We start from the raw sequence: 24278 nt of genomic DNA on the forward strand, positions 1-24278 counted from the left end.
TGATGCCGGCCGAGGACGGCACCGTCCACGGCGGGCCGGACGCACGCGGCGCGGCCGCACACGATTTCTCGACCAACGCCAACGGCTGCGGGCCATGCCCCGTGGTGCAGGGCGCCGTGCAGCGCGCCGACCCCACGCGCTACCCCGACCCGGCCTACACCGCGCTGTGCGCGCAGCTCGGCAGCCTGCACGGCGTGGCGCCTGGGCGCATCGTCGTGGCGGGCAGTGCCAGCGAGTTCATCGTGCGCATGACGGCGGCCGTGGCTGTGAACGGTGGCGCCGTCGAGGTGCCTGCGCTGGCCTATGGCGACTACGCCCGGGCGGCCCGCGCGCAGGGCCTGGCCGTGCACCAGGGGCCGCAGGGCGGCGCGCCGCCCGTGCTGGCCTGGGCCTGCGATCCGTCCTCGCCGCTGGGCCAGCCACAGGCCGGCCTGGCCAGGCGCGTCGCGGCCTGGCCGCCCGGCGTGCCGCTGGTGCTCGATTGCGCCTATGCGCCGCTGCGTCTGTCTGGCGCGTCAAGCCTGCAGCCCGATGCGCTGGACCGCACCTGGCAGCTCTGGTCACCGAACAAGGCCATGGGCCTCACGGGCGTGCGCGGCGCCTATGCCATCGCGCCCGTGCATGGCGCGCAAGGCCTGGCCCTGCAGCTGCGCCGGCTCGCGCCGTCGTGGCCGCTGGGTGCGCATGCCGTCGCCATGCTGCAGGCCTGGGCCACGGCAGCCGCCCAGGCCTGGCTGTCCGACAGCCTGGCGCGGCTGCGTGTCTGGAAGGCGCGCCAGACGGCGCTGTGCACTTCGCTGGGCTGGCAGCCGCTGGCCAGCGACACCAACTACTTCTGCGCGCGCCTGCCGCAGGGCACGGACAGTGCCGCGCGCCTGCACGCGCTGCGCGCACAGGGCGTGCAACTGCGTGACTGCGCGTCCTTCGGCCTGCCCGGCCATGTGCGCCTGGCGGTGCTGCCACCGGCCAGCCAGGACGCACTGGCGCGCGCCTGGAGAGAGTCCGCTTACGATGCGTCTTCCGAGAATTCGAACAACGAGGAGTCGCCATGACCACCACCAGGCCGCAGCCGCTGCCGCGCCATCGCGCCATCCTGTCCATGCCGCAACGGACCGCCCCATGCAGCAGGACATCCTGATCAACTGGTCGCCCCAGGAAACCCGCGTCGCCATCGTCGAGCACGGGGCCGTGCAGGAGCTGCACGTCGAGCGCTCGCTGGAACGCGGCCTCGTCAGCAACGTCTACCTGGGCAAGGTCGCGCGCGTGCTGCCCGGCATGCAGTCCACCTTCATCGACATCGGTCTGGAGCGCGCGGCCTTCCTGCACGTGGCCGACCTGCTGCCCAGCGCCGCCGGCGTGCGTGGCGAGGGCGAGCCGGCGCAGTCTTCACAGCAGCCGCGCGCGGCGTCCACCGGCCAGGTGCCCATCGAGCGCCAGGTCTTCGAAGGCCAGTCGCTGATGGTGCAGGTCATCAAGGACCCGATCGGCACCAAGGGCGCTCGCCTGTCCACGCAGATCAGCATCGCCGGGCGCCTGTTGGTGTTTTTGCCGCAGGACGAGCATGTCGGCGTGTCGCAGAAGATCCCGGCCGCGCAGCGCGACGACCTGCGGCGCCGGCTGCAGGCCCTGGTCGGCGAGCCGGCCACGGGCGGCGGTGGCGGCTTCATCCTGCGCACCAATGGCGAGGACGCCACCGACGCCGAGCTGGCCGACGACATCGCCTACCTGCGCAAGGCCTGGGCCCGCATCAAGCTGGCCGCGCAGAAGCAGCCGGCACCCTCGCTGCTGCACCAGGACCTGGACCTGCTGCAGCGCGTGCTGCGCGACCTGGTCAACGAAGAGACGCAGACCATCCGCCTGGACTCGCGCGAGCAGTTCGCAAAGCTGGCCGCCTTCGGCCGCGAGTTCATGCCCGCCGCCGTGCACAAGCTGCAGCACTACAAGGGCGAGCGGCCCATCTTCGACCTGTTCTCCATCGACGACGAGATCGCCAAGGCGCTGGGCCGGCGCGTGGACCTCAAATCCGGCGGCTACCTGATCGTGGACCAGACCGAGGCGCTGACCACGGTGGACGTGAACACCGGCGGCTACGTGGGTGCGCGCAACTTCGACGACACCATCTTCAAGACCAATCTGGAGGCGGCCGGTGCCATCGCGCGCCAGCTGCGGCTGCGCAACCTGGGCGGCATCATCATCGCGGACTTCATCGACATGGCGCCGCAGGAGCACCGCGATGCCGTGCTGGCCGAGTTCCGCAAGCAGCTCGGCCGCGACCGCGTGAAGACCACGGCAGGCGGCTTCTCGCAGCTGGGCCTGGTGGAGATGACGCGCAAGCGCACGCGTGAGTCGCTGGCGCACATCCTGTGCGAGCCTTGCGAGATCTGCCGCGGCACGGGCGCCGTGAAGACCGCGCGCAGCGTGACCTACGACATCCTGCGCGAGATCCTGCGCGAGGCCCGCCAGTTCAACCCGCGCGAGTTCCGCGTGATCGCCTCGCCCAAGGTGGTCGAGCTGTTCCTGGACGAGGAGAGCCAGCACCTGGCCGGGCTGTCGGACTTCATCGGCAAGCCGATCTCGCTGCAGAGTGAGAGTGCGATGGGGCCGGAGCAGTACGACATCGTCCTCCTCTGAGGGCGACGCCCGCCAGGCGCGCCGGCCTACTTCGCCCCTGGTGACCCCGGTGGTGCGGGCGAGGCCGGCGCCGAGGCCGCCGCCTTCGCGCTGTCGGCAATGCCCGGGCTGCCCGCCGTGGCGCTGCGGTTGTGCAGGCCGCAGCCGGTGCAGGCCAACGCGGCGGCCAGCCAGAGCAGGGCCCGTGCGCGCTTGAAATGGTGCAGGTTCATCGTGATCCCTTTCGGCGTTATTGCGCCGTGGCCAGCTGTGAGCCCAGCGGCAGTTGCCGGATGCGCCGGCCCGTCGCTGCCGCAATGGCATTCATGAGCGCGGGCGCGACCACGGGCACGCCCGGCTCGCCCACGCCGCCCATGGGCACGTCGTAGGCCGAGGGCATGATGTGCACCACGATCTTCCTGGGTGCAGCGTTCATGCGCGCCACCTCGAACTGGTGGAAGTTGTCCTGCTGCACGCGCCCGTTCTTGAAGGTGATCTCGCTCATCACGGCCTGGCTGATGCCCATCACGCAGGCGCCCTCGATCTGCGAGCGCACGCGGTCCGGGTTCACCGTGGGGCCGCAGTCCACGGCCACGTCGACGCGCGGGATCGTAAGCTCGCCCTTGGCGTCGACGCCGACCTCGACCACAGCAGCCACATAGGTCACGAAGCTGTAGTGCGCCGCCAGCCCCAGGCCCTGGCCGCCGGGCAGCTTGCGGCCCCACTTGGCCTCCTGCGTCACGCGCTCGATCACGCGGCGCAGCCGGCCGGTGTCGACCGGGTAGCGCTCGGGCGACTCGCCGTGGTTCCACATGTCGCTGAGTTTGGTCGGGTCGATGCGGCGGTCGGTGCCCAGCATCTCGATCAGGAAGTCGCGGTGGTCCTTGCCCTGGGCCTGGGCCACCTCGGCCAGGAAGGACTGCGAGGCAAACACATGCTGGATGTTGTTGACCGAGCGCAGCCAGCCGATGCGTGCATGCGCCACCGCCTCGGCATTCTCGATGCGCACGTTGGGGATGGCATAGGGCAGGCCGACCAGGCCCATGCCCAGCTCGAACGGGGCCAGCGTCTTCGGGTCGGGCGCGAAGATGGAGACGATGGTCGGCTCGGCCGTGCGGTGCAGCCAGGCCGTGACCTTGCCGCTGGCGTCCAGGCCCGCCTCCAGGTGCTGCGCACACACCGTGTGCAGGTAGTCGTGGTGCAGGTCGTCCTCGCGGGTCCAGGTCAGCTTGACGGGCTGGCCGCCCATTTCCCTGGAGACCAGCGCCGCCTCGACGATGAAGTCGGCCTTGGACTTGCGCCCGAAGCCGCCGCCCAGCAGCGTCACGTTCACGGTCACCTTCTCGGCCGGCAGGCCCAGCCGTTTCATCACGCGCTCGCGCGCGGCCTGCGGTGCCTGGGTGCAGGCCCAGACCTCGCAGGCGCCGTTGACGATGCGCGCCGTGGCGGCCGGGGCCTCCATGGACGCATGGGCCAGGTGCGGCACGTAGTAGCTGGCCTCGACCTTCTTCGCGGCCTGCGACAGCGCGGCATAGGCGTCACCATCGTTGCGCACCACCTTGGCACCGGTCTTGAGAACGGCCGCCTCCAGCTCGGCGCGGTAGGCGGCCGAGTCGTAGCGCGCGTGCGGGCCATCGTCCCAGTTGATCTTGAGCAGGCTGCGGCCCTTGATGGCGGCCCAGGTGTCCTTCCCCACCACGACGATGCCGCCGATGGGCTGGAACTCCGAGGGCGGCGGCGCGCCGTCCAGCGCATAGACCTTGACCACGCCCGGCACCTTGAGCGCCTCGGTGGCGTCGAAGTCCTTTACCTTGCCGCCCATCACGGGCGGGCGCGCGATCACGGCGTACAGCATGCCGGGCAGGCGCGTGTCGATGCCGTACTGGGTCGTGCCCGTGGCAATGGCCAGGCCGTCCACCAGCGAGGCGTCTTCCTTGCCGATGTAGCGGAACGCGCTCGGGTCCTTGAGCTTCAGGCTCATCGCGGCAGGCACCTCGAGCCGAGAAGCGGCCAGCGCCAGCGCGCCGTAGCCCAGCTTGCGGCCACTCGGCGTGTGCACCACCTCGTGGTTGCGCGCGCGCACCGATTCGACGGGCACCTTCCAGCGCGCGGCGGCGGCTTGCTCGAGCATGGTGCGGGCACTGGCGCCGCAGCGGCGCATGGGGTCGAACCAATGCCGGATGCTGCGCGAGCCGTCCGTGTCCTGGTTGCCGTACTTGGCCTCGTCCCCGGGCGCCTGCATGACGCGCACGCGCTTCCAGTCGGCTTCGAGCTCGTCGGCCACGATGCGCGGGATGCTGGTGCGCACGCCCTGGCCCATCTCGGAGCGGTTCACCACCACCGTGACGATGCCGTCGGGCGCAATCGAGACGAAGAGCTTGGGACTGTCGCGCAGGCCCTGTGGCATGGCGTCGCCGCCGTATTTTTTGGGCTCCTGCGCGGCGGCTCCCAGGGGCTGCAGGCCCACGACCAGCACCAGGCCGGTGAGCGAACCGGCCTTCAGGAAGCTGCGGCGGCTGTTGCCGGCGGTTGAGGCTTGGGCGGGCGTGATGTAGCCGGACAGGGCCTCGAAGGTGTCGAGCGGGGCGGTCATGCTGCGTCCCCCATGCCGGCGGCGCTCTTGATGGCGCTACGGATGCGCGTGTAGGTGCCGCAGCGGCAGATGTTGCCGCTCATGGCGGCGTCGATGTCCGCGTCGCTCGGCTTGGGGTTGGTCTGCAGCAGCGCCGTGGCGCTCATGATCTGGCCCGACTGGCAGTAGCCGCATTGCGCGACACCGATCTTCATCCACGCGGCCTGGACAGCCTTGCCGGCCCTGCTGGCGCCAACGGCCTCGATGGTGGTGACCTTCTTGCCTGCGGCGGCCGACAGTGGGGTCTGGCAGGCCCGCACCGGTGCGCCATCGAGGTGCACGGTGCAGGCACCGCACAAGGCCATGCCGCAACCGAACTTCGTACCGGTGAGCCCGAGGTGGTCCCGCAGGACCCACAGCAAGGGCGTGTCCTCGGGCGCCGCGACCTGCGTCGCCTTGCCGTTGACGGTCAGAGAGGTCATCGTGGTCTCCTTCTTCGTGGGAAGGCGATCTTAGACCTCGCATGGCGGCCGTGGGGCCGATCTGCGGCCGTGGCCGCAGGCTGTTACTCCTGTCGATCGGTCACCGGCTGGTGGTCCGGCGGCTTGCGCCCGGTCAGCTGTTGCAGCTCGTCGATGCGCACGGAGGCCTGGGCCTTGGACAGCGAACCGTCGAACGGCTCCTTGGCCTCCTCGCTGAGGGTCGTCAGGTAGGAGCGCTGGGCCCCCGTCATGGGTTCATCGCCGGTGACCCAGGTCGATGGGTCCTTCTCCATGTTGCCTTCGTCGGCGATGGCTTGTGTCTGCTTGTCGGTCATCAGAATTCCTGTGGCGGGTGTTGCCAACGGCCGGTCGGGCAAAGGCCCTCACAGTCGGTGGAAGAGGGTTCTAGCGGCTACTTGCGGTCGGGCGCAGCCGGCGGTTTGGCGCCGAGTTGGGACAGGCCAGGCCACAGGGCAACCTGCGACATCTTTTGTCCCTGCTGAAAGGCCAGCGCGAACCACAGCGAGAAATTCATCATGGGAAGCTCCTGTTCTCCGAGGAGCACAGCATGCGGCGCGCGGCCGCACCGGGCGCGTAGGCCGCAGCCCGGTCCCCCTGTCGGGCCGCGCAAGTGCGTCGCCTAGGCCGTGGCCGCTGCGCAGCGCCAGCCTGTCGCGGGTTTCAGACCCGCTGCGACGGCGCGCCGTCCGACACTGGCCCGCACAGGCGCCCTCGAAGAATGCAGCACACCAAGGAGTAGCCAGCATGCCAGCGAGCCAACCCGGGTCTGCCTCGCAGAGCCCCACACCGTTCCGACCTTCCACGCACAGCATCGACATCACGGTGAACGGCGCCGTGCAGCGGCTGCAGGTCGAGGCCTGGGTGACGCTGCTAGACCTGCTGCGCGACAAGCTGCGGCTCACGGGCACCAAGAAGGGCTGCGACCACGGCCAATGCGGTGCCTGCACCGTGCTCGTGGATGGCGAGCGTGTGCTGTCGTGCCTGTCGCTGGCCGTGATGCGCGACGGCTGCGAGGTCACGACCGTCGAAGGGCTGGCCGATGGCGACACCCTGCATCCGCTGCAGCGCGCCTTCATCCAGCACGACGCATTGCAATGCGGCTACTGCACGCCCGGCCAGCTGTGCTCGGCCGTTGGCCTGGTCCGCGAAGGCCAGGCCAGGACGCTGGACGACGTGCGCGAACTTATGAGCGGCAACCTGTGCCGCTGCGGGGCCTACGTGCAGATCGCGCAGGCGGTGGCCGAGGTCGCGCTGGGCCAGCCGCATGCGCGCGGCGAGCGCGCCCACACAGCAGTCGTCACCGGCACGGTGCCGGCATGAACGGCTTCGACTACAGCGTCGCCACCGACGTCGACGCCTTGCTGCAGCAGATGGCAGCACCGGGCGCTGCGGCGGTTGACGCCAGCAAGCTGATTGCCGGCGGCACCAACCTGCTCGATCTCATGAAGGAAAACCTGGTGCGCCCGCGCCAGATCGTGGACCTGAACCGGCTGCCGCCGCAGGCCATCGAACGGCTGCCGGACGGTGCGTTCCGCCTGGGCGCGCTGGCGCGCAATGCCGCCACCGCTTACCACCCCGAACTGCGCGAACAGCTGCCACTGCTGTCCACGGCCATCCTGGCTGGCGCGTCGGCGCAGATCCGCAACATGGCCAGCAACGGCGGCAACCTCATGCAGCGCACGCGCTGCCATTACTTCTACGACGCCGGCGTGCCTTGCAACAAGCGCGCGCCGGGCACGGGGTGCCCCGCCCTCGACGGCCTGGCGCGCCAGCACGCGATCGTCGGCGCCAGCGACCACTGCATCGCCACGCACCCATCCGACATGTGCGTGGCGCTGGCGGCGCTGGAGGCCGTGGTGCACGTGCGCTCGGTGCGCGGTGCACGGCAGATTGCGTTTGCCGACTTCCATCGCCTGCCCGGCGACCAGCCCGAGCTCGACAACACGCTGGCGCCGGACGAACTGATCGAGGCGATCGTCGTGCCGCCGTCGCAGCACTACGCGGCGCACTCGGCCTATCTCAAGCTGCGCGAGCGGCTGTCGTATGCGTTCGCGCTGGTGTCGGTGGCCGCGGCGCTGGACCTGGACGCGGACGGGCGCATCCGCAGTGCGCGCATCGCGCTGGGGGGCGTCGCGCACAAGCCCTGGCGCGACCCGTCGGCCGAGGCCTTGCTGGTCGGTGCACCCGCGACGACGGCCAGCTTCGACCGTGCGGCGGCGCAGCTGCTGCAGGGTGCGCAGGCCCAGGGCGTGGGGCCGGGCAGCAATGCCTTCAAGATTCCGATGGCGCGCCGCGCCGTCGTGCGTGCGCTGGCAACCGCTGCGCTTGGCACCGTGACCAACACCGGGGACAACCTGCCATGAACCGCGACGACATCGATGTGCAACCCGTCGCCGAGCCAGGCACGGGCTACGTGCGCAAGGGCGACGCGGTCGCACGCGTCGACGGCCGCGCCAAGGTGACGGGCGGGGCCCGTTACGCCGCTGAACACCTGACGGAGGACATGGCCTTCGGCGTGGTGGTCAACAGCACCATCGCCAAAGGACGCATCGTCGCCATGCACCTGGACGAGGCACTGGCCGTGCCAGGCGTTGCGCAGATCCTCTCGCACGCCAACCGGCCCAACACCCGCAAGCTCGACCTGTTCTACAAGGACATGACGGCGCCCGCCGGCTCGCCGTTCAAGCCCTTCCACAGCGACGCCATCTTCTACAGCGGACAGCCCGTGGCGCTGGTGCTGGCCGACACCTTCGAGGCGGCGCGCTACGCGGCATCGCTGGTGCGCGTGGACTACGAACAGCAGCCGCACGAGACGCATCTGCTGGCCAACCTGGAGCGCGGCTACAAGCCGAGCCGGCTCAAGGCCGGCTTCTCGCCGCCGCCGGCCGCAACCGGCGACGCCGAGGCGGCATTCGACGCCGCCCTGGTGAAAGTCGACAGCACCTACTACGCCGGTGTCGAGCACCACAACCCCATGGAGATGCACGCCACCACCGTGCTGCGCGCGCGCGACGGCCACCTGACCATCTACGACAAGAGCCAGAGCTCGCAGAACAGCCGCTGGATGGTCTCGCAGGTGTTCGGGCTGTCCAAGGACCAGGTGACGGTGCGCAACCCCTTCGTCGGCGGCGCGTTCGGCTCGGGCCTGCGGCCGCAGTACAACCTGATCCTCGCAGTGATGGCGGCGCTGCGGCTCGAGCGCTCGGTGCGCGTGGTGCTCTCGCGCCAGCAGATGTTCACCTTCGGCCACCGGCCCGAGACCTGGCAGCGCGTGCGGCTGGCCGCCGATGCGCAGGGCAGGCTGCAATCCGTCATGCACGAGGCCATCGCCGAGACCTCGCGGCTCGAAGACTATGTCGAGGTCGTCGTGAACTGGTCGGGCCAGCTCTACAAGTGCGAGAACGTCAAGCTGGCCTACCAGGTCGTGCAGCTCGACCATTACAGCCCGATCGACATGCGCGCACCCGGCGCCGCGCACGGCGTGCACGCGCTGGAGGTGGCGATGGACGAGCTGGCCTACGCGCTGCGAATGGACCCGCTCGCGCTGCGCCTTGCAAACTACAGCGAGCGCGACGAAGCGCAGGACCTGCCGTATTCCACCAAGGAGCTGCGCGCATGCTACGAACAGGGCGCGGCGCGCTTCGGCTGGAGCCAGCGGCCCATGGCGCCGCGCAGCATGCGCGAGGGCAACGAGCTGATCGGCTGGGGGATGGCCACCGGCCAGTGGGACGCGATGCAGATGTTCGCGCGCGCCAGTGCCGTGCTGCATGCGGACGGGCGGCTGGTGGTCAGCAGCGCGGCCAGTGACATCGGCACGGGCACCTACACGGTCATGGCGCAGATCGCCGCGCATGCCATGGGCCTGCCGCTGGAGCAGGTGGTGTTCCGCCTGGGTGACTCGACCCTGCCCGTGGCGCCGATCGAAGGCGGCTCCTCGCACGTGGCCACCGTGGGCTCTGCGGTCGAAGGCGTGTGCGAAAAGCTGCAGCGCACGCTGTTCGGCATGGCGCTGTCACTGCCCGGCAAGCCCTTTGCCCGCGCGCGCTTCGCCGACATCCGGTTTCGCGACGGCGCGATGTGTTTCGACGGGGCCAGCGGCCCGGTGGCCGTTGCGCTATCGACCGTGCTCGCGCAGGCCGGGCTCGACCATCTGCAGGAAAAGTACCTGATGCTGCCCAACATCCTCAAGCAGAGGAAGTACGTGCGCGCCACGCACTCTGCGGTGTTCTGCGAGGTGCGGGTGGACGAGGACTTCGGCACGGTCCGCGTCACGCGTGTGGTGAGCGCGATCGCTGCGGGCCGCATCATGAACCCGCAGTTGGCCCGCAGCCAGATCCTGGGCGGCGTGGTCTGGGGCATCAGCCAGGCGCTGCACGAGGAAACGCATGCCGACCACCGGCTGGGGCGGTTCATGAACCACAGCTTTGCCGAGTACCACGTGGCAGCGAACGCCGACATCCACGACATCGATGTGATCTTCGTGAACGAAGACGACCGCATCGTGAGCCGGCTGGGCGCCAAGGGCGTGGGCGAGATCGGCCTGGTGGGCGTCGCCGCCGCCGTGGCCAACGCCATCTTTCACGCAACCGGGCGCCGCGTGCGGTCCACGCCAATGACGCCGGACAAGGTCATGGCGCCGTCGCAAGAGTGGGCGGCAGGGGACAGCGGCATCGGCATCGGGGCAGTGCAGACGTGAGGAGCGATGCGTCCGGGCTGACACGTACGGCGCCGGAACGTGCAAGCGATCCCGCGCCCGGACAGGCGGGGATCGCAACGGGGCCTGCTGCAGCTTTAGAAGTTCACCGCGACCATTCGCGCTTGGGCCGCTGTTGGACCTGGACATCGACGGCACGTTGCACCACGGGCCGGCCGTTCTCGTCGGTGTCGACCATGTCCTCCAGGCCGATGTCCTTGACTTCGCCGCCCGTCTCCTTCTCCAGATCGCCGAGCACGGCGCCGATCTTCTTCTCGGCCCGGTCCACCGCGGGAGTATCGGGGCTGGCGCCCCCTGGTCTTGTGAGCATGTTGAAGCCCTGTGTTGTGATGGCCCCATCGTGACGCTTGCGCGGCAGCGCCGTGTCATCCACGGGCCAGCCTTGGCGTAGTCCGCCTGGCGCGTCAGGCCGCGGCGGTGTGCTCTTCCATCAGCGCTTCCTTGCGCGCCTGCAGTTCGTCGCGCATGGCCACCAGGTCCAGGCCGCGGGCGGCGCGCGCCTTGACGAAGATCTCGCTGCGCTCTTCCTTCACGTGGTGGTCGATGTACTCGCCCAGAACGATGACCTTGGCGTCCCACTTCGGGTCGCTCTCATCGCCGTCTTCGATCTGGGCGATGAGGTCCTTGGCGGTCGAATGCTCGACCTCGGCTTCGTCCAGCAGATCGGCGTCCTTCAGGGCCGAGCGTAGGGCGGGGTAGAAGATTTCCTCCTCGATCTGCGCATGCACGGTCAGTTCGCGGCAGATCTGGTCGGCAAGTGCGCGCTTCTTCTGCACGGTGGCCTGGGCTTTGGAATGGGTCAGCTCCTCGAACTCCTTGAACATCTTCTTGACGTTGCGGTGGTCGGCATCGAGCAGCGTGCAGGCATCGGGGGTGTGGCGGGTGGTCATCGTGGTGTCCTCTTCGGGTTGTGGAGGTCTTTAGATTGGCGCACTTGCGGGCACGTGGTCGTAGGCGCTGTGCGTGGCTGTCGGGGTTGATGCGGCAGAGGGCGCGTCAGCTGCGATGCCGTCGTGCCTGCCAGCCAGGGCGCACAAGCGGGCGCGCCTGGCGAGCCCCCCCTCGGTCCTACGCAGCGCCGTCGGCCCAGCCGACACGCAGGCTCCACGCGCCTTCGGACACTGCAGGCCACACCCCCCCTTCACCCCAACTTTCGAAGCCCCATGCCCCATCAATCGATCCAACTTCTGCGCCGTACGGCCGTGGCCGCCGTGGCTGCAGGCCTTGCCATGGCTGCGCTCGCCCAGCAGGGCGACGGCACCGACGTGCCCATCCGCACCAATGTTTTCAAGCCCGCCAAGGTCGACCTGACGCACGAGCGCCTGGCGGCCATCCAGGCGCCGGCAGGCTTCGGCGTCACCGTGTTCGCCAATGGCCTGAAGAATGCGCGCATCTTGGCCGTCGCGCCCGATGGCACGGTCTACGTGAGCCGGCGCGACCAGGGCGATGTGGTGATGCTGCGCGACCAGGATGGTGACGGCCGCGCCGACGACGGCGGGCGCATCGTGGCGAACCGTGCTGGCGCGCATGGACTGGCGATCCGCGACGGCAGCCTGTACATCGCCACGGTCAAGGAGATCTTCAAGGCACCGATCAAGCCCGATGGCACGCTGGGCGAGTTGGAGATGCTGATCGGCGACCTGCCCGATTCGGGCCAGCACCCGAACCGCACCATCGCGTTCGGGCCGGACGGCATGCTCTACATCAGCGTGGGCTCGACCTGCAACGCGTGCAACGAGTCCAACCCGGAGAACGCCACGCTGCTGCGCGCAACCCCGGACGGCAAGAGCCGCACGATCTTCGCGAGTGGCCTGCGCAACACCATCGGCTTCGGCTGGGAGCCACGCACGGGCGCGCTGTGGGGCATGGACCACGGCATCGACTTCCTGGGCGATGACGTGCAGCCCGAGGAGCTCAACCGCATCGAGCGTGGCAGGCAGTACGGTTGGCCGCACATTTGGGGTGCGGGTGGCGTCAATCCGCAAAGCACGCCGGTCGGCGAGATCAGCAAGGAACAGTGGAAGGCGCTCAGCACGCCGATGGTGCTGGGCTATACGGCGCATGCCGCACCGATGCAGATGCTGTTCTACCCCGGCGGCTCCTTCCCGGCGGAGTACACCGGTGACGCCTTCGTCGCCATGCGGGGCTCATGGAACCGCAACCCGGCCTCGGGCTACGAGATCTTGCGGGTGCGCTTTGCCGACGGGCAGCCGCAGAAGTTCGAGCCCTTCGTCACCGGCTTTCTGACCGACGGCGGCCGTACGCACATCGCGCGGCCGGTCGGGCTGGCGGTGGCGAAGGACGGCGCGCTGTTGATGTCCGACGATGCTAACGGCACGATCTACCGCGTGGCCTACCGCGGCGGTGCCGGGCAGATGGCCGCAGCCGCCACCCCGCCAGCCGGGCCCATGCAACAGCAGGCCATGCGTGGCGGCGGCGTGCCGCTGGCCAAGGACCGCGAGGAGACGCGCGCCGCAGGCGCCATCACCGTCACCTCGGCCACCATCGCGCCGCAGGCGGCGATCCCGGCCAAGCACAGTGAATACGCCGACGGCGTCTCGCCGCAGCTGACGTGGACGGCCGTCGCGGGCGCGCGCTCCTACGCCATCGTGATGGAGGACCCGGACGCCAGGCCCGTGACGCCGTTCGTGCACTGGCTGGCGTGGAACATCCCGGCCAGCGTGACGCACCTGCCCGAGGGTCTGCAGGAGCAGCTGCGCCTGACCGAGCCCGATGGCGTGCTGCAGGGCGCCACCACGCGCGGCTCACCCGGCTACTACGGCCCGCGCCCGCCCGTGATGGACGCGCCGCACCGCTATCACTTCCAGGTGTTCGCGCTGGACACCATGCTGCAGGTGCCGCCCGGCGCCGACCGTGACCAGCTGCTGGCCGCCATGCGCGGCCACGTGGTGGCGCAGGGCGAGCTCGTGGGCACCTTCCAGCAGCAGGTCAAGCCGCCCAAGTGAGGTCGGGCGCGGCCGAAGCGCCTAGTCGAGCGTGAAGCCGACCTTCAGGCTGACCTGCCAGTGCGCGACCTTGCCATCGACGACATGGCCGCGCGTTTCGGTGACGGTGAACCAATGGATGTTGCGCACCGTCTCATGCGCCTTGGCGATGGCGGTCTGCACGGCATCCTCGATGCTGGTGGGCGATGAGCCGGTCAGCTCGAGCGACTTGTAGACATGGTTGGACATGGGTTGTCTCCAGAAGTTTTTGGTGGAAGGCCGGGGCCATCTTAGGGCGCTTCAGGACAGGCGGGGCAGCTGGTACCAGCCCCACGGCCACGCTTTTGGGCTGATAGAAGGGCAAGCTCGCGCGGCACATGCGCCGCCCATCAGCGCGCGTCGCCGGTCAGGACGAACGCAGCCCAGGCGCGCGGGTCGCTGTCGGTGGCGCGCAGGGCGAGCGTGGCCGACTGGAAGGCGGCGGCGCGCGTGGTGCCAGGCTGGGTCCAGGCGTCGTGGAACAGGCGCATCCACTGCGTCGTGCTGTCGGAATACACGCGCCACAGTGTGGACAAGGTGCAGGCCGCGCCAGACTGCAGCAGCGCGCGTGTGAGGCCCAGCAATTCGTCGCCCTGCGGGGCGGCCTGGCGACCCGTCTCGCAGGCGCTGAGCACCGCCAGCTCGCAACGCAGCTGCAGCGCCAGGATGTCGTGTGCGGTCAGCGTGCCGCCGGCGAGCTCCACGCCCGAGGCCAGCGGGTCGTCGGCGTCGTAGGCGCCGTGGCAGGCCAGGTGAACGAGTGGGGCGCTGGCCGCATCGCGCAGCACCTCGGCGCGCGCCAGCTGTGCGCGCGCCTGGGCGTGGTGGAGCCGGGCGACCTCGTTGGTCTCGGCCTGGAATTCCTCGATGTCCGTGGCCTCGTCGGCATAGCTGCCGACCAGGGGCTCGCCCGCCGGCCCGGCGGCTTGCGCCCGGCTGCGCACCGAGGCCAGAACGGCCAGCGAGGGCGCGTAGGCCACGGCCACCTGCGCGATGAGCGGCGCGCCCTGCAGGTGCAGCGCGTGCAGCGGCAGGCCGTGCAGCGGCCCATGGGCCACGATGCACAAGGTGTCGATGCCGGCCAGCTGGTCGGCGAAGGGGCCGAACAGCGTGTCGCCGAACGCCTGCCAGGCGTGGACGGGGCGGGGCTCGCCGTCGCCCGACAGCACGTTGCGCGCGAACGGCTGCAGCAAGCCGGCCTGCAGACGCGCTGCGTCGATGTCGAGGTGGCGCACGCGTGGCGCCGCGCCAGGGGCCAGCCAGGCGGCGACGATGCGCTGCGGTGTGACGAACAGGCTCAGGCTGGCGCTGCGCGGACCCACATCCAGCGCCAGCGCCTGCAGCGCAGCCTGGCCGGGTGGCGCAGTGCGGCGCAGGGCGACATGGCGGCGGCCGGCCTCGCTGGCCAGTGCCATGCGGGTCCACAGCGCATCCAGCGCCGCACGCGTGTCGCGCTGCTCGGCCAGGCGCGTCGGTTCCAGGTCGGCGTCCAGCGTCGGCGCCGCGTCGGGCGCGGTGGCGGGCAGCGTCCAGCGCAGCTGCGCGATCAGGCGGGCTTCCTGTTCGAGATCGCCCGGCGCAAGGCCTGGCTGCGGCGGCAGCGGGCGCAGGCCCATCATGTCCAGGAACAGTCGGGCGCGGCCGTGCTCCATGGCCTGCAGCACCGCCCAGCCGCGCGCATCGTGCGCAGCGGCATCGGCGGGCTGCAACCGGCTGAGCGCATCGATGTGCAGCGCATGGGCTTCGGCGTTGGGCCCGGTCTCGTGGGCGCGGCGCGCGCGTGTCTCGGTGCCGGCCAGCAGGCGCTCGCAGGCGTCGCAAGCCACGGAATAGCACTGGGCGGCCTGCGCCCATTCGCCGAGGCTGGCATGCTGGCGGCCGAGCGCCACCTGGGCCTGGCGGCAGTGGTCGGGGTCGACGTCCGGCGTCAGGATGTCGACGACGTCGCGCAGGATGGGGATGGCCAGCGCCGGCACGAACATGGGGTCGGACAGGCTGACCACGGTGTGGGCCAGGGCGAGCTGCACGCGGGCGTAGTCGTAGGGCGCGGTGTCGCGCCGCAGCACCTGGCCGGCGTCGCGCAACAGGTCCAGGGCCTCGTCGAAGTGATCGCCGTCGCCCACGCGTGTGCGGTCGGCAGCGATGCTTGCCCGCACGCGCGCCAGCCGCGCGGCCTGCACGGGCGTACCGTGCTGCAGGGCCATGGTGTGGGCGATCTCTGCCAGCGCGGCGGCCTCGCGCAGCGCGGCGACAGGGCCGGCCCCGCCCGGCAGCGCGGCCTGCCGGGCCATCCCGACCGCCAGGGTCTGCAGCAGGTTTTGCTGCTGCAGGGGATCGAACACGCCGAAGACCTCGGCCTCGAGCATGCCGCGCAGCACCGCGACGCCGGCCTGCAGCGCATGGCCCGAGCGGTCCAGCACGTCTTCGATGTCGGCGACGGCAAGGTTGTAGCGCGCCTGCAGCCGCAGCTGCGCGTTGGTGCTCCAGGCGATGGCATCGTGCAGCGCCGCACGGCCCTGCGCGAGGTTGGAGGCCGGGTCGCCGGCCACGCGGCGGGTGTAGAGCAAGCCGAATTCCATGGCGGACTCGGCGCGCTGGTCGGCTGTCAGGTGCTCTGCCAATGCCGCGGCGGCACCGGCCATCTGCAACGCCTGCTCGATGTTGCCGGCGCGCGTGCCGGTCACGCGGGTGTCCCAGCATGTCGACAGTGCCATGAGCACCTGCCAGCGTTCATCGCCCCGCGCGCCGTGCAGTGCTTCGCCATAGGCGGCGATGGCCAGCTCCAGGTCGGGCGCCGCGCCGCGGTGGTGCAGGTCGCCGCACAGCTTCCACAGCCGCGCGGCCAGCGCATGCTGGCCGCGCGCTGCCAGCGCCTGGGCCAGCGTGGCCGCCTCGACCAGCATCACTGCGTCGCTCTGGTCCGCAGCCATGAAGGCTTGCCAGCGGTCGGCAAGGCCCGGCTCCTGCTGGCGCAACCGGGTGAGCAGGGTCGCTGTGGACTCCTGGGTTCCGACGTCGATGCCTGGCATGGATGGCCCCTCCTGCGGGCCATCATGCCACCGGCAGGCTCAGCGCAATGCGACGTGGAAGTAGGCGCTGGGCAGGTCGCCCAGCCCCTGCAGCCCCAGCTGGCGGGCAGCGGTGTTGGCCAGGCGCCAGCGCAAGGCAAGTGTCTGCGCTGACGGGTCTTCGTCATGGCCTTCCTCGGCCAGCGCGACCACGGCGCGCAGCGTCTGTGCCACGCCCTCGGCCGAGCCGAGCCGGCGCTCCAGCGCGCGGCCGTAGCGCACCTCGGCCGCGATGCGCTCGCGGTCGGGCAGTTCGGGGTAGTCGCACAGGGCGACGGTGTAGGTGGTCTCGGTGGTGGTGTCCATGGTGTGTCCTCTGTGCTCAATGACTGGTTGAATGTACAGTATTTCGGCGTTCGGGCAAGCGTTGCTGCAGGCACCCGCCGCAGCGGTTCAACGTCCCCTAAGATGCCGATGCGCGCGCGCCTGGCGCGGCGCACGATGTCCTTATCGCGTTGCGCATTTCCCGGGTCACCACATGCACGAGCCCCTGCCGTCCACGCCTTCCATGCCCAGGCCATGGGCGCGCCGCGGCGTCCTGGGGGCCTTGCTCGCCGGCCTGGCCGGCGTGGCCATGGCGCAGGACGCGCCGGTCCGCGAGCGACTGATGCGCGAGTACCAGGCGCTGCGTGCACAGCTGGCCAGCAGCCCGCTGGGCCAGCCCCTGCTGATCAGCTCCTCGGAGGCGGATGCCGAACTGCGCGGCCAGGTGCATGCGGTGGTGGACACGGCATTCGCCGACCTCTGCGCCGCACTGAGCCGGCCGCAGGCCTGGTGCGAGATCCTCGTGCTGCACCTGAACACCAAGCGCTGCGTGGCGGGCGACGGCAGCAGCGGCAGCACCAACCTGGCGATGGCCGTCACACGCAAGCACGACCATGCGGCCAAGGACGCGTTCCTGCTGGACTTCCGCTGGGACCGCGTGCAGGCCGGGCCCGACGCGCTGCAGATCGTCATGACCGCGCCCGAAGGCCCACTGGGCACGGCCAACTACCGCATCGTGCTGGACGCCATCGCGCTGCCCGGCGGCAAGAGCTTTCTGTCGTTCGCCTATGCCTGCCGGTTCAGCACGGCGGCGCGCCTTGGCATGCGCACCTACCTCTCGACCTTCGGCCGCGACAAGGTCGGCTTCACCAAGGTCGAGGGCCAGGGCGAAGACGTCTATGTGGGTGGCATGCGCGGCGTGATCGAGCGCACGGCCATGCGCTACTACCTTGCGATCGAGGCCTGGTTCGCGGCCAGCCGCGCCCCGGCCACGCGGCAGCGTGAGCTGCGCATGCAGCGCTGGTTCGAGGCCACCGAGCGCTACCCGCGCCAGCTGCACGAGACCGACCTGGCCGAGTACCTGGCGGGCAAGCGGCAGGCGGTCCCCTGAGCCGCGCTGCCGCAAGGCGGCGGCCGACGGGCCGGGCGTTGCACCCGGCCCGGCCCGCGATCACTTCACGGGCGGAATCACCAGCGCCAGGCCGTTCGGGCTGCGCGGGTCGGTCACGGGGACCGGTGTGTTGTCGACCACCTGCACGGCCTCGATGTTCAAGCCGCCGAGCACGCCGTCGCGCATGATCCAGCCCCGCGCCGTGAGGTCGGTGGCCACGGAGGCAGGGTACTTGCTGGCCTCGAACTCGATCACGTTGTCGGGCAGCAGCTGGTGGTGGAAGCGCGGTTGCGCCTGGGCCTGGGCGATGGGCAGCTGGTAGTCCAGAACGTTCACGAGCACCTGGTAGACGCTGGTGAAGATGCGCGAGCCACCGGGCGTGCCCAGCACCAGCGCGACCTTGCCGTCCTTGGTGGCGATGGTGGGGCTCATGGACGAGAGGGGCCGCTTGTTGGGCTGCACCGAGTTGGCGTCCGAGCCGACCACGCCGAACTGGTTCGGCACGCCGGGCTTGGCGGCGAAGTCGTCCATCTCGTTGTTGAGCAGGAAGCCTGCACCCTCGACCACGATGCCGCTGCCGTAGCCGCCGTTCAGCGTGTAGGTGTTCGACACCGCATTGCCCCACTTGTCGACGATGGAGAAGTGCGTGGTCTGCGGCTTCTCGTCGGCGGCCAGGCCGGCCGGGTAGTCGGTGCCCAGGCCGGGCTTGATGTTGGCCAGCGGTGTCGGCACCAGCGGGTTGACCTCGGCCGCGCGCCGGCGCAGGTAGTCGTCGGACAGAAGCTCTGTCATCGGCACCTTGAAGAAGTCCGAGTCGCCCAGGTACTGCGCGCGGTCGGCGAACAGGCGCTTTTCCATCTCGGCCGTGAGGTGCAGGTACTGCGCCGAGTTCAGCGGGGCGCTGGCGAACTGCGGTGCCAGGAAGCTCTTCATCTTGAGCAGCTGCCCGATGCCGAAGCCGCCCGAGCTGGGCGGTGGCGCGGTGTAGACCATGTGCCCGTTCCAGTTGATGGTCACCGGGTCGCGCCATACGGCCTGGTAGTTCGCCAGATCGGCCTTGGAGATCAGGCCGTTCGTGCGGCCCATCTGCGCAACCAGCAGGTCGGCCGTCCGGCCCTTGTAGAACTCGTCGGCGCCGTTGTCGCTGATGCGCTGCAGGGTGTCGGCCAGCTCGGGCTGCTTGAACAGCTGGCCGGCGACCATCTTGCCGCCGAAATAGTTGTTGAAGTTGCCGCGTGCGGCCGAGCTGGTGGGCTGGGCCGTCGAATAGGCGGTGAAGCCGTTGCGCGCGTAGCCGATGGCGGGGGCCAGCACCTGGTTCCAGCGCAGCTTGCCGAATTTCTGGTGCGCGGCCTGCATGCCGGCCACGGTGCCGGGCACGCCAGCGGCCAGCGAGCCGTCCAGGCTCAGGCGCGGGATCACGTTGCCGTTGGCGTCCAGGTACATGGTGGGCGTGGCGGCACCGGGCGCCTTTTCGCGGTAATCCACGAAATAGGGCTTGCCGTCCATGTAGATGGTCATGAAGCCGCCGCCGCCGATGTTGCCGGCGGCCGGCAGCGTCACGGCCAGCGCAAAGGCCACGGCCACGCCGGCGTCCACGGCGTTGCCGCCCATGTCCAGCACCTGCTTGGCGGCCTGCGCGCCGAACTGGTCGGGCGAGGAGACCGCTGCGGCCGTGAGTTGGGGTTCGTCGTCGCTGCTGCCACCGCAGCCGACGAGGCCTGCGAGCAGGGCCGACGCAATGAGGCCGCGCCGGCTGATGTCCCCGAAATGGAATGTCGTCATCTTGCTTCCTTGTTCTGTGGTGTCGTGGGCGCAAGCCGTGTCTGGAGAGGTGACCCGCCCGTGTGTCGCGTGCGGTGAAGTGCGTGGGTGCAGGGCCTCCTGTGGTCGCGTGAAGTCGTGGGACGTGCGCACCATTTTGGGGAGACGGGAGCGTTACGTCGATGCATGTTTGCGGGATGGCGTGGCCGGCCGCTTGGTGTTAGACGAACGTCCAGGGCGGGCGCGATGGGCATCGCCTGCCTATACTGTTCATAAATACAGTTTCGTGTTCGGAGGAATTCCCCATGGCACCACCCACTGTCGTGAATGTCCCGATCGAGGCCATCAAAGGCCGAGGCGCCGCCACGCGCATTGCGCACCGCTTTTCGAAGGATGCGCGCGACGGCTTCGATGACGGCTGGGGCGGGCTGGACGAGCGCCTGGCCGACGCGGGCGCAGCCGTGCCGACCGAGCTGATCTGGGAGACGGCGCGCAGCGCAATCTCACGCAACCAGTCGCCCGACATCTATTTCGAGCAGTCCATCAACCCCTACCGTGGCTGCGAGCACGGCTGCATCTACTGCTTCGCACGGCCCACGCACAGCTACCTCAACATGTCGCCCGGGCTGGACTTCGAGACCAGGATCATCGCCAAGCGCAACATCGCCGCGCTGCTGCGCGCCGAGCTCGCATCACCGCGCTATGTGCCCCAGGGCCTCGTGATCGGCACGGTGACCGATTGCTACCAGCCGCTGGAGCGCGAGTTGCGGCTGACCCGCTCGCTGATCGAAACGCTGGGCGAGGCGCGGCACGCGTTCTCGCTGATCACGAAATCCAGCGGTGTCGAGCGCGACCTGGACCTGCTGGCGCCGTTGGCCGCGCAGCGTCTGGCCGCCGTCTACATCACCGTGACCACGCTGGATGGTGACATTGCGCGCACGCTGGAGCCGCGGGCCGCGGCGCCGCACCGCCGACTGCGCACCATCCGCGCGCTGGCCGATGCGGGCGTGCCGGTGGGCGTGAGCGTGGCGCCGCAGATCCCGTTCATCACCGAAGACATGGAGCAGGTGCTGGCCGCGGCCTGGGACGCGGGCGCGCGCAGTGCGTTCTACACCGTGCTGCGCCTGCCCTGGGAGGTGGCGCCGCTGTTCCGCGAGTGGCTGGCGCTGCACTTCCCGGACCGGGCCGAGCGCGTGATGGCGCGTGTGCAGGACATGCGGGGCGGGCGCGACTACGACAGCGACTTTTCCACGCGCATGAAGGGCAGCGGCATCTGGGCGGAGCTGATCCGCCAACGCTTCGAGAAAGCGTGCGCGCGGCTCGGTTTCAACCGCGAGCGCGCGGGCTCCGATCTGTCGCTGTTCCGCCGCCCCACGCTGGATGGGCAGCAGGCGCTGTTCTGACTACAGGCCCAGCTGCGCGGCGTGGTGCCGCAGGTGGTCGTCGACGAAGCTCTGGATGAAGTAGTAGCCGTGGTCGTAGCCTGCGTGGCGGCGCAGCGTCAGCGGCTGGCCCACGGCCGAGCAGGCGGCCTCGAAGGCTTCGGGATGCAACTGCTCGGCCAGGAATTTGTCGGCCAGGCCCTGGTCGATCAGGATGCCGGCCGGGTAGGGCGCCGCAAGCTGGCCCTGCATCAGCAGGCTCGCGTCATGCGCCGCCCAGGCCTTGCGGTCCGGCCCCAGGTAGCCGCTGAAGGCCTTCTCACCCCACGGGCACTGCGTCGGCGCGCAGATCGGCGCGAAGGCCGACAGCGACTGGAAGCGGCCCGGATGCTTGAGTGCCAAGGTCAGCGCACCGTGCCCGCCCATGGAGTGGCCGAACAGCCCGAGGCGCTGATCGTCGATGGCGAAATGCTGCGCCACCAGCGGCAGCAGTTCACGCAGCAGCCAGCTCTCGGTGCGCCAGTGCTTCGCCCAGGGCGCAGCCGTGGCGTCGAGGTAGAAGCCGGCGCCCACGCCGAAATCCCAATTCTCGGCCTCGCCCGGCACCTGCGCGCCGCGCGGGCTGGTGTCCGGCGTGATCAGCGCCAGACCCAGCTCGGCAGCCAGCTTCTGCGCGCCGGCCTTGGTCGCGAAGGTCTCTTCAGTGCAGGTCAGTCCCGCCAGATAGAGCAGAGCGGGCACCGGGCCTCGCGCGGCCTGCGGCGGCAGGAACACACCGAAGCGCATCGGCAGGCCGACCTGCGCCGAGGCATGTTCGTAGAAGCCCTGTACGCCGCCGAAGGCGCGGTGTTCGGACAGTGTCTTCACGCCCGAGGCTTCAGTCATACAGGACCACGCCCCGGATCGACTCGCCGCTCTTCATCAGGTCGAAGCCCTTGTTGATGTCCTGGAGCGGCATGGTGTGCGTGATCAGGTCGTCGATGTTGATCTTGCCCTCCATGTACCAGTCCACGATCCTGGGCACGTCGGTGCGGCCGCGTGCGCCGCCGAAGGCCGAGCCTTCCCACTTGCGGCCCGTGACCAGCTGGAACGGCCGCGTGCTGATCTCGGCGCCGGCCTCGGCCACGCCGATGATGATGCTGCGGCCCCAGCCCTTGTGCGTGCACTCCAGCGCCTGGCGCATGACCTGGGTGTTGCCGATGCACTCGAAGCTGTAGTCGGCGCCGCCGTCGGTCAGCTGCACGATGGCATCGACCACGTTGGGCACTTCCTTGGGGTTGATGAAGTGCGTCATGCCGAACCTGCGCGCCATCTCCTGGCGGGCCGGGTTGATGTCCACGCCGATGATCTTGTCGGCGCCGACCATCTTGGCGCCCTGGATCACGTTCAGGCCGATGCCGCCCAGGCCGAACACGACCACGTTGGCGCCGGCCTCCACCTTGGCCGTGAACAGCACGGCTCCGATGCCGGTCGTCACGCCGCAACCGATGTAGCAGACCTTGTCGAAGGGTGCGTCCTCGCGGATCTTGGCCAGCGAGATCTCGGGCGCCACCGTGTAGTTGCTGAACGTGCTGGTGCCCATGTAGTGGAAGATGGGCTTGCCGTCCAGGCTGAAGCGGCTGGTGGCGTCGGGCATCAGGCCCTTGCCCTGCGTGCCGCGGATCAGCTGGCACAAATTGGTCTTGCGCGACAGGCAGAACTTGCACTGGCGGCACTCCGGCGTGTAGAGCGGGATGACGTGGTCGCCCTTCTTGAGCGTCGTCACACCGGGCCCCACATCGACCACGATGCCTGCGCCCTCGTGGCCCAGGATGGCCGGGAAGATGCCCTCGGGGTCGGCGCCCGACAGCGTGTAGTAGTCGGTGTGGCAGATGCCCGTGGCCTTGATCTCGACCAGCACCTCGCCGAACTTCGGGCCCTCCAGGTCCACGGTCTCGATCGTCAGCGGAGCACCGGATTTCCAGGCGACGGCGGCTTTGGTTTTCATGGCGGTAAGTCCTGACGTAATAGGGAGTCGGGCACTATAAACGCCGCCCCAAATGCACGATGCAGGCGCGAGGCCTGCATCGTGGGATCAAGCGCTGAAGAACTTCTTCAGCCTGTCGGTCCAGGAATCGCCGGACGGCGAATGCTTGCCGCCACCCTTCTTGAGCGACTCTTCCAGCTCGCGCATCAGCTTGCGCTGGTGTTCGGTCAGCTTGACCGGCGTCTCCACCGTGATGTGGCAGTACAGGTCGCCCGGATAGCTGTCGCGCACGCCCTTGATGCCCTTGCCGCGCAGGCGGAACTGCTTGCCGGCCTGCGTGCCTTCTGGGATGTCGATCGCGGCCTTGCCAGCCAGCGTGGGCACCTCGATCTCGCCACCGAGGGCGGCCGTGACGAAGCTGACCGGCACCGAGCAGTGCAGGTCGCCCCCGTCACGCTCGAAGATGTCGTGCTTCTTGATCCGCATCTCGATGTACAGATCGCCCGGTGGCCCGCCGTTGGAGCCTGGCTCGCCGTTGCCGACGCTGCGGATGCGCATGCCGTCGTCGATGCCGGCGGGGATCTTCACTTCCAGCGTCTTTTGTTTCTTCAGCTTGCCCTGGCCCTGGCAGGCCGTGCAAGGCTCGGGAATGATCTTGCCCGAGCCGCGGCAGGTGGGGCAGGTCTGTTGTACGCTGAAGAAGCCCTGGCGCATCTGCACGGCACCCTGGCCGTTGCAGGTGGTGCAGGTCTTGGGCTGCGTGCCGGGCTTGGCGCCGCTGCCGTGGCAGGTCTCGCAGTTCTCCCAGCTCGGGATGCGGATCTGCGCGTCCTTGCCACGCGCCGCCTCTTCCAGCGTGATCTCCATCGCGTAGGACAGGTCGCTGCCGCGGAACACCTGGCGGCCGCCGCCGGCCCCGGCGCGCCCGCGCTGCTGGCCGAACATGTCGCCGAAGATGTCGCCGAAGGCTTCCGCAAAACCGCCGAAGCCTTCCGCGCCCGGGCCGCCGGGCCCGCGCATGTTGGGGTCGACACCAGCATGGCCGTATTGGTCGTAGGCCGCACGCTTGTGCGGATCGGCCAGCATCTCGTAGGCCTCCTTGGCCTCCTTGAACTTCTCTTCGGCGTTCTTGGCGGTGTCACCCTGGTTGCGGTCCGGGTGGTGCTTCATCGCCAGCTTGCGATACGCCTTCTTGATCTCGTCTTCCGAGGCGTTCTTGGGAACGCCAAGGGTTTCGTAATAGTCGCGTTTGGACATGTTGGTTCTGCCGCGGCAAGATGGAACACGAGCGCCGCGTCGGCCCCTTGGGGGATCGACGCGGCGCGCTGCGGATCAGGCCG

General features: G+C 69.6%; 22 protein-coding genes. 8 read left to right on the forward strand and 14 right to left on the reverse strand.

All coding sequences use genetic code 11. The annotated features are described in order from the left end of the window. The first annotated feature begins 2 nt into the window (after window positions 1-2). Together ASF43_RS03395 and rng are read left to right on the forward strand one after the other, a co-directional pair. Window positions 3-1052, forward strand: a complete 1050-nt coding sequence (locus ASF43_RS03395; protein ID WP_056176631.1) for an aminotransferase class I/II-fold pyridoxal phosphate-dependent enzyme — start codon at window positions 3-5, stop codon at window positions 1050-1052. Between the two features lie 67 nt (window positions 1053-1119). Then, entirely contained in the window at window positions 1120-2631 is a 1512-nt protein-coding gene (gene rng / locus ASF43_RS03400) for a ribonuclease G (RefSeq protein ID WP_056176633.1), read from the forward strand. Between the two features lie 26 nt (window positions 2632-2657). Here rng and ASF43_RS03405 read toward each other — a convergent pair whose 3' ends face one another. From ASF43_RS03405 to ASF43_RS31975, 5 genes are all read right to left on the reverse strand, one after another. Next, window positions 2658-2843 (reverse strand): hypothetical protein, encoded by a 186-nt coding sequence (locus ASF43_RS03405; protein ID WP_056176640.1) that lies wholly within the window; start codon window positions 2841-2843, stop codon window positions 2658-2660. A 17-nt stretch (window positions 2844-2860) separates the two neighbouring features. Then, window positions 2861-5203, reverse strand: a complete 2343-nt coding sequence (locus tag ASF43_RS03410) for a xanthine dehydrogenase family protein molybdopterin-binding subunit (RefSeq protein WP_082497564.1) — start codon at window positions 5201-5203, stop codon at window positions 2861-2863. Continuing rightward, entirely contained in the window at window positions 5200-5664 is a 465-nt protein-coding gene (locus ASF43_RS03415) for a (2Fe-2S)-binding protein (RefSeq protein WP_056176642.1), read from the reverse strand. The genes ASF43_RS03410 and ASF43_RS03415 overlap by 4 nt, the downstream gene beginning before the upstream one ends. Before the next feature lie 83 nt (window positions 5665-5747). After that, window positions 5748-5999, reverse strand: a complete 252-nt coding sequence (locus ASF43_RS03420) for a DUF3072 domain-containing protein (RefSeq protein WP_056176644.1) — start codon at window positions 5997-5999, stop codon at window positions 5748-5750. A gap of 77 nt (window positions 6000-6076) precedes the next feature. Then, the gene (locus ASF43_RS31975) at window positions 6077-6202 is read right to left on the reverse strand and encodes a hypothetical protein (RefSeq protein WP_255358082.1); all 126 of its coding nucleotides are present in this window, start codon (window positions 6200-6202) and stop codon (window positions 6077-6079) included. A 227-nt stretch (window positions 6203-6429) separates the two neighbouring features. Between ASF43_RS31975 and ASF43_RS03425 the strand changes: the two genes are divergently transcribed. Genes ASF43_RS03425 through ASF43_RS03435 form a run of 3 tightly spaced genes read left to right on the forward strand, consistent with a single transcriptional unit; the run spans window position 6430 to window position 10381 of the window. Beyond that, a complete protein-coding gene (locus tag ASF43_RS03425) occupies window positions 6430-7005 on the forward strand; it encodes a (2Fe-2S)-binding protein (RefSeq protein ID WP_056176646.1) in 576 nt (191 codons plus the stop codon). Then, window positions 7002-8048: a xanthine dehydrogenase family protein subunit M gene (locus ASF43_RS03430; RefSeq protein ID WP_056176648.1), complete on the forward strand. Its 1047-nt coding sequence runs from the start codon at window positions 7002-7004 to the stop codon at window positions 8046-8048. Before ASF43_RS03425 ends, ASF43_RS03430 begins: the two co-directional genes overlap by 4 nt. Next, window positions 8045-10381 carry a xanthine dehydrogenase family protein molybdopterin-binding subunit gene (locus tag ASF43_RS03435; protein ID WP_056176651.1) on the forward strand — a complete coding sequence of 779 codons (2337 nt, stop codon included), beginning with the start codon at window positions 8045-8047 and terminating at the stop codon, window positions 10379-10381. Before ASF43_RS03430 ends, ASF43_RS03435 begins: the two co-directional genes overlap by 4 nt. 103 nt (window positions 10382-10484) lie before the next feature. Here the strand turns inward: ASF43_RS03435 and ASF43_RS03440 are convergent, their stop codons facing one another. Continuing rightward, a complete protein-coding gene (locus ASF43_RS03440) occupies window positions 10485-10709 on the reverse strand; it encodes a hypothetical protein (RefSeq protein WP_056178070.1) in 225 nt (74 codons plus the stop codon). A gap of 94 nt (window positions 10710-10803) precedes the next feature. Beyond that, entirely contained in the window at window positions 10804-11289 is a 486-nt protein-coding gene (locus ASF43_RS03445; RefSeq protein WP_056176653.1) for a hemerythrin domain-containing protein, read from the reverse strand. 273 nt (window positions 11290-11562) lie between these two features. On the opposite strand from ASF43_RS03445, the gene ASF43_RS03450 reads away from it, so the two are divergent. After that, entirely contained in the window at window positions 11563-13365 is a 1803-nt protein-coding gene (locus ASF43_RS03450; RefSeq protein WP_156373116.1) for a YbhB/YbcL family Raf kinase inhibitor-like protein, read from the forward strand. A gap of 21 nt (window positions 13366-13386) precedes the next feature. Here ASF43_RS03450 and ASF43_RS03455 read toward each other — a convergent pair whose 3' ends face one another. From ASF43_RS03455 to ASF43_RS03465, 3 genes are all read right to left on the reverse strand, one after another. After that, window positions 13387-13593, reverse strand: coding sequence for a dodecin (locus ASF43_RS03455; RefSeq protein ID WP_056176654.1), 207 nt, complete (start codon window positions 13591-13593; stop codon window positions 13387-13389). Window positions 13594-13733: 140 nt separating this feature from the next. Further along, complete coding sequence (locus ASF43_RS03460) at window positions 13734-16412, reverse strand: CHAT domain-containing protein (RefSeq protein ID WP_082497565.1); 2679 nt, start codon at window positions 16410-16412, stop codon at window positions 13734-13736. A gap of 39 nt (window positions 16413-16451) precedes the next feature. Next, window positions 16452-16757 (reverse strand): hypothetical protein, encoded by a 306-nt coding sequence (locus tag ASF43_RS03465; protein WP_056176658.1) that lies wholly within the window; start codon window positions 16755-16757, stop codon window positions 16452-16454. Between the two features lie 172 nt (window positions 16758-16929). Here ASF43_RS03465 and ASF43_RS03470 point away from each other — a divergent pair, with 172 nt between their 5' ends. Further along, window positions 16930-17826, forward strand: a complete 897-nt coding sequence (locus ASF43_RS03470) for a hypothetical protein (protein WP_156373117.1) — start codon at window positions 16930-16932, stop codon at window positions 17824-17826. Window positions 17827-17886: 60 nt separating this feature from the next. On the opposite strand, the gene ggt is transcribed toward ASF43_RS03470, so the two are convergent. Continuing rightward, entirely contained in the window at window positions 17887-19611 is a 1725-nt protein-coding gene (gene ggt, locus ASF43_RS03475; RefSeq protein ID WP_056176664.1) for a gamma-glutamyltransferase, read from the reverse strand. Between the two features lie 284 nt (window positions 19612-19895). Here ggt and ASF43_RS03480 point away from each other — a divergent pair, with 284 nt between their 5' ends. Next, a complete protein-coding gene (locus ASF43_RS03480) occupies window positions 19896-20993 on the forward strand; it encodes a PA0069 family radical SAM protein (protein ID WP_056176667.1) in 1098 nt (365 codons plus the stop codon). Here the strand turns inward: ASF43_RS03480 and fghA are convergent, their stop codons facing one another. The 3 genes from fghA to dnaJ form a co-directional block, all read right to left on the reverse strand. Then, window positions 20994-21839: an S-formylglutathione hydrolase gene (gene fghA / locus ASF43_RS03485; protein ID WP_235578111.1), complete on the reverse strand. Its 846-nt coding sequence runs from the start codon at window positions 21837-21839 to the stop codon at window positions 20994-20996. A gap of 10 nt (window positions 21840-21849) precedes the next feature. Next, window positions 21850-22959 (reverse strand): S-(hydroxymethyl)glutathione dehydrogenase/class III alcohol dehydrogenase, encoded by a 1110-nt coding sequence (locus ASF43_RS03490; RefSeq protein ID WP_056176673.1) that lies wholly within the window; start codon window positions 22957-22959, stop codon window positions 21850-21852. 87 nt (window positions 22960-23046) lie between these two features. Further along, entirely contained in the window at window positions 23047-24195 is a 1149-nt protein-coding gene (gene dnaJ / locus ASF43_RS03495) for a molecular chaperone DnaJ (RefSeq protein WP_056176676.1), read from the reverse strand. Window positions 24196-24278: the final 83 nt, after the last annotated feature.

Source organism: Pseudorhodoferax sp. Leaf267 (genome assembly GCF_001422405.1).
GTDB lineage: Bacteria > Pseudomonadota > Gammaproteobacteria > Burkholderiales > Burkholderiaceae_C > Pseudorhodoferax.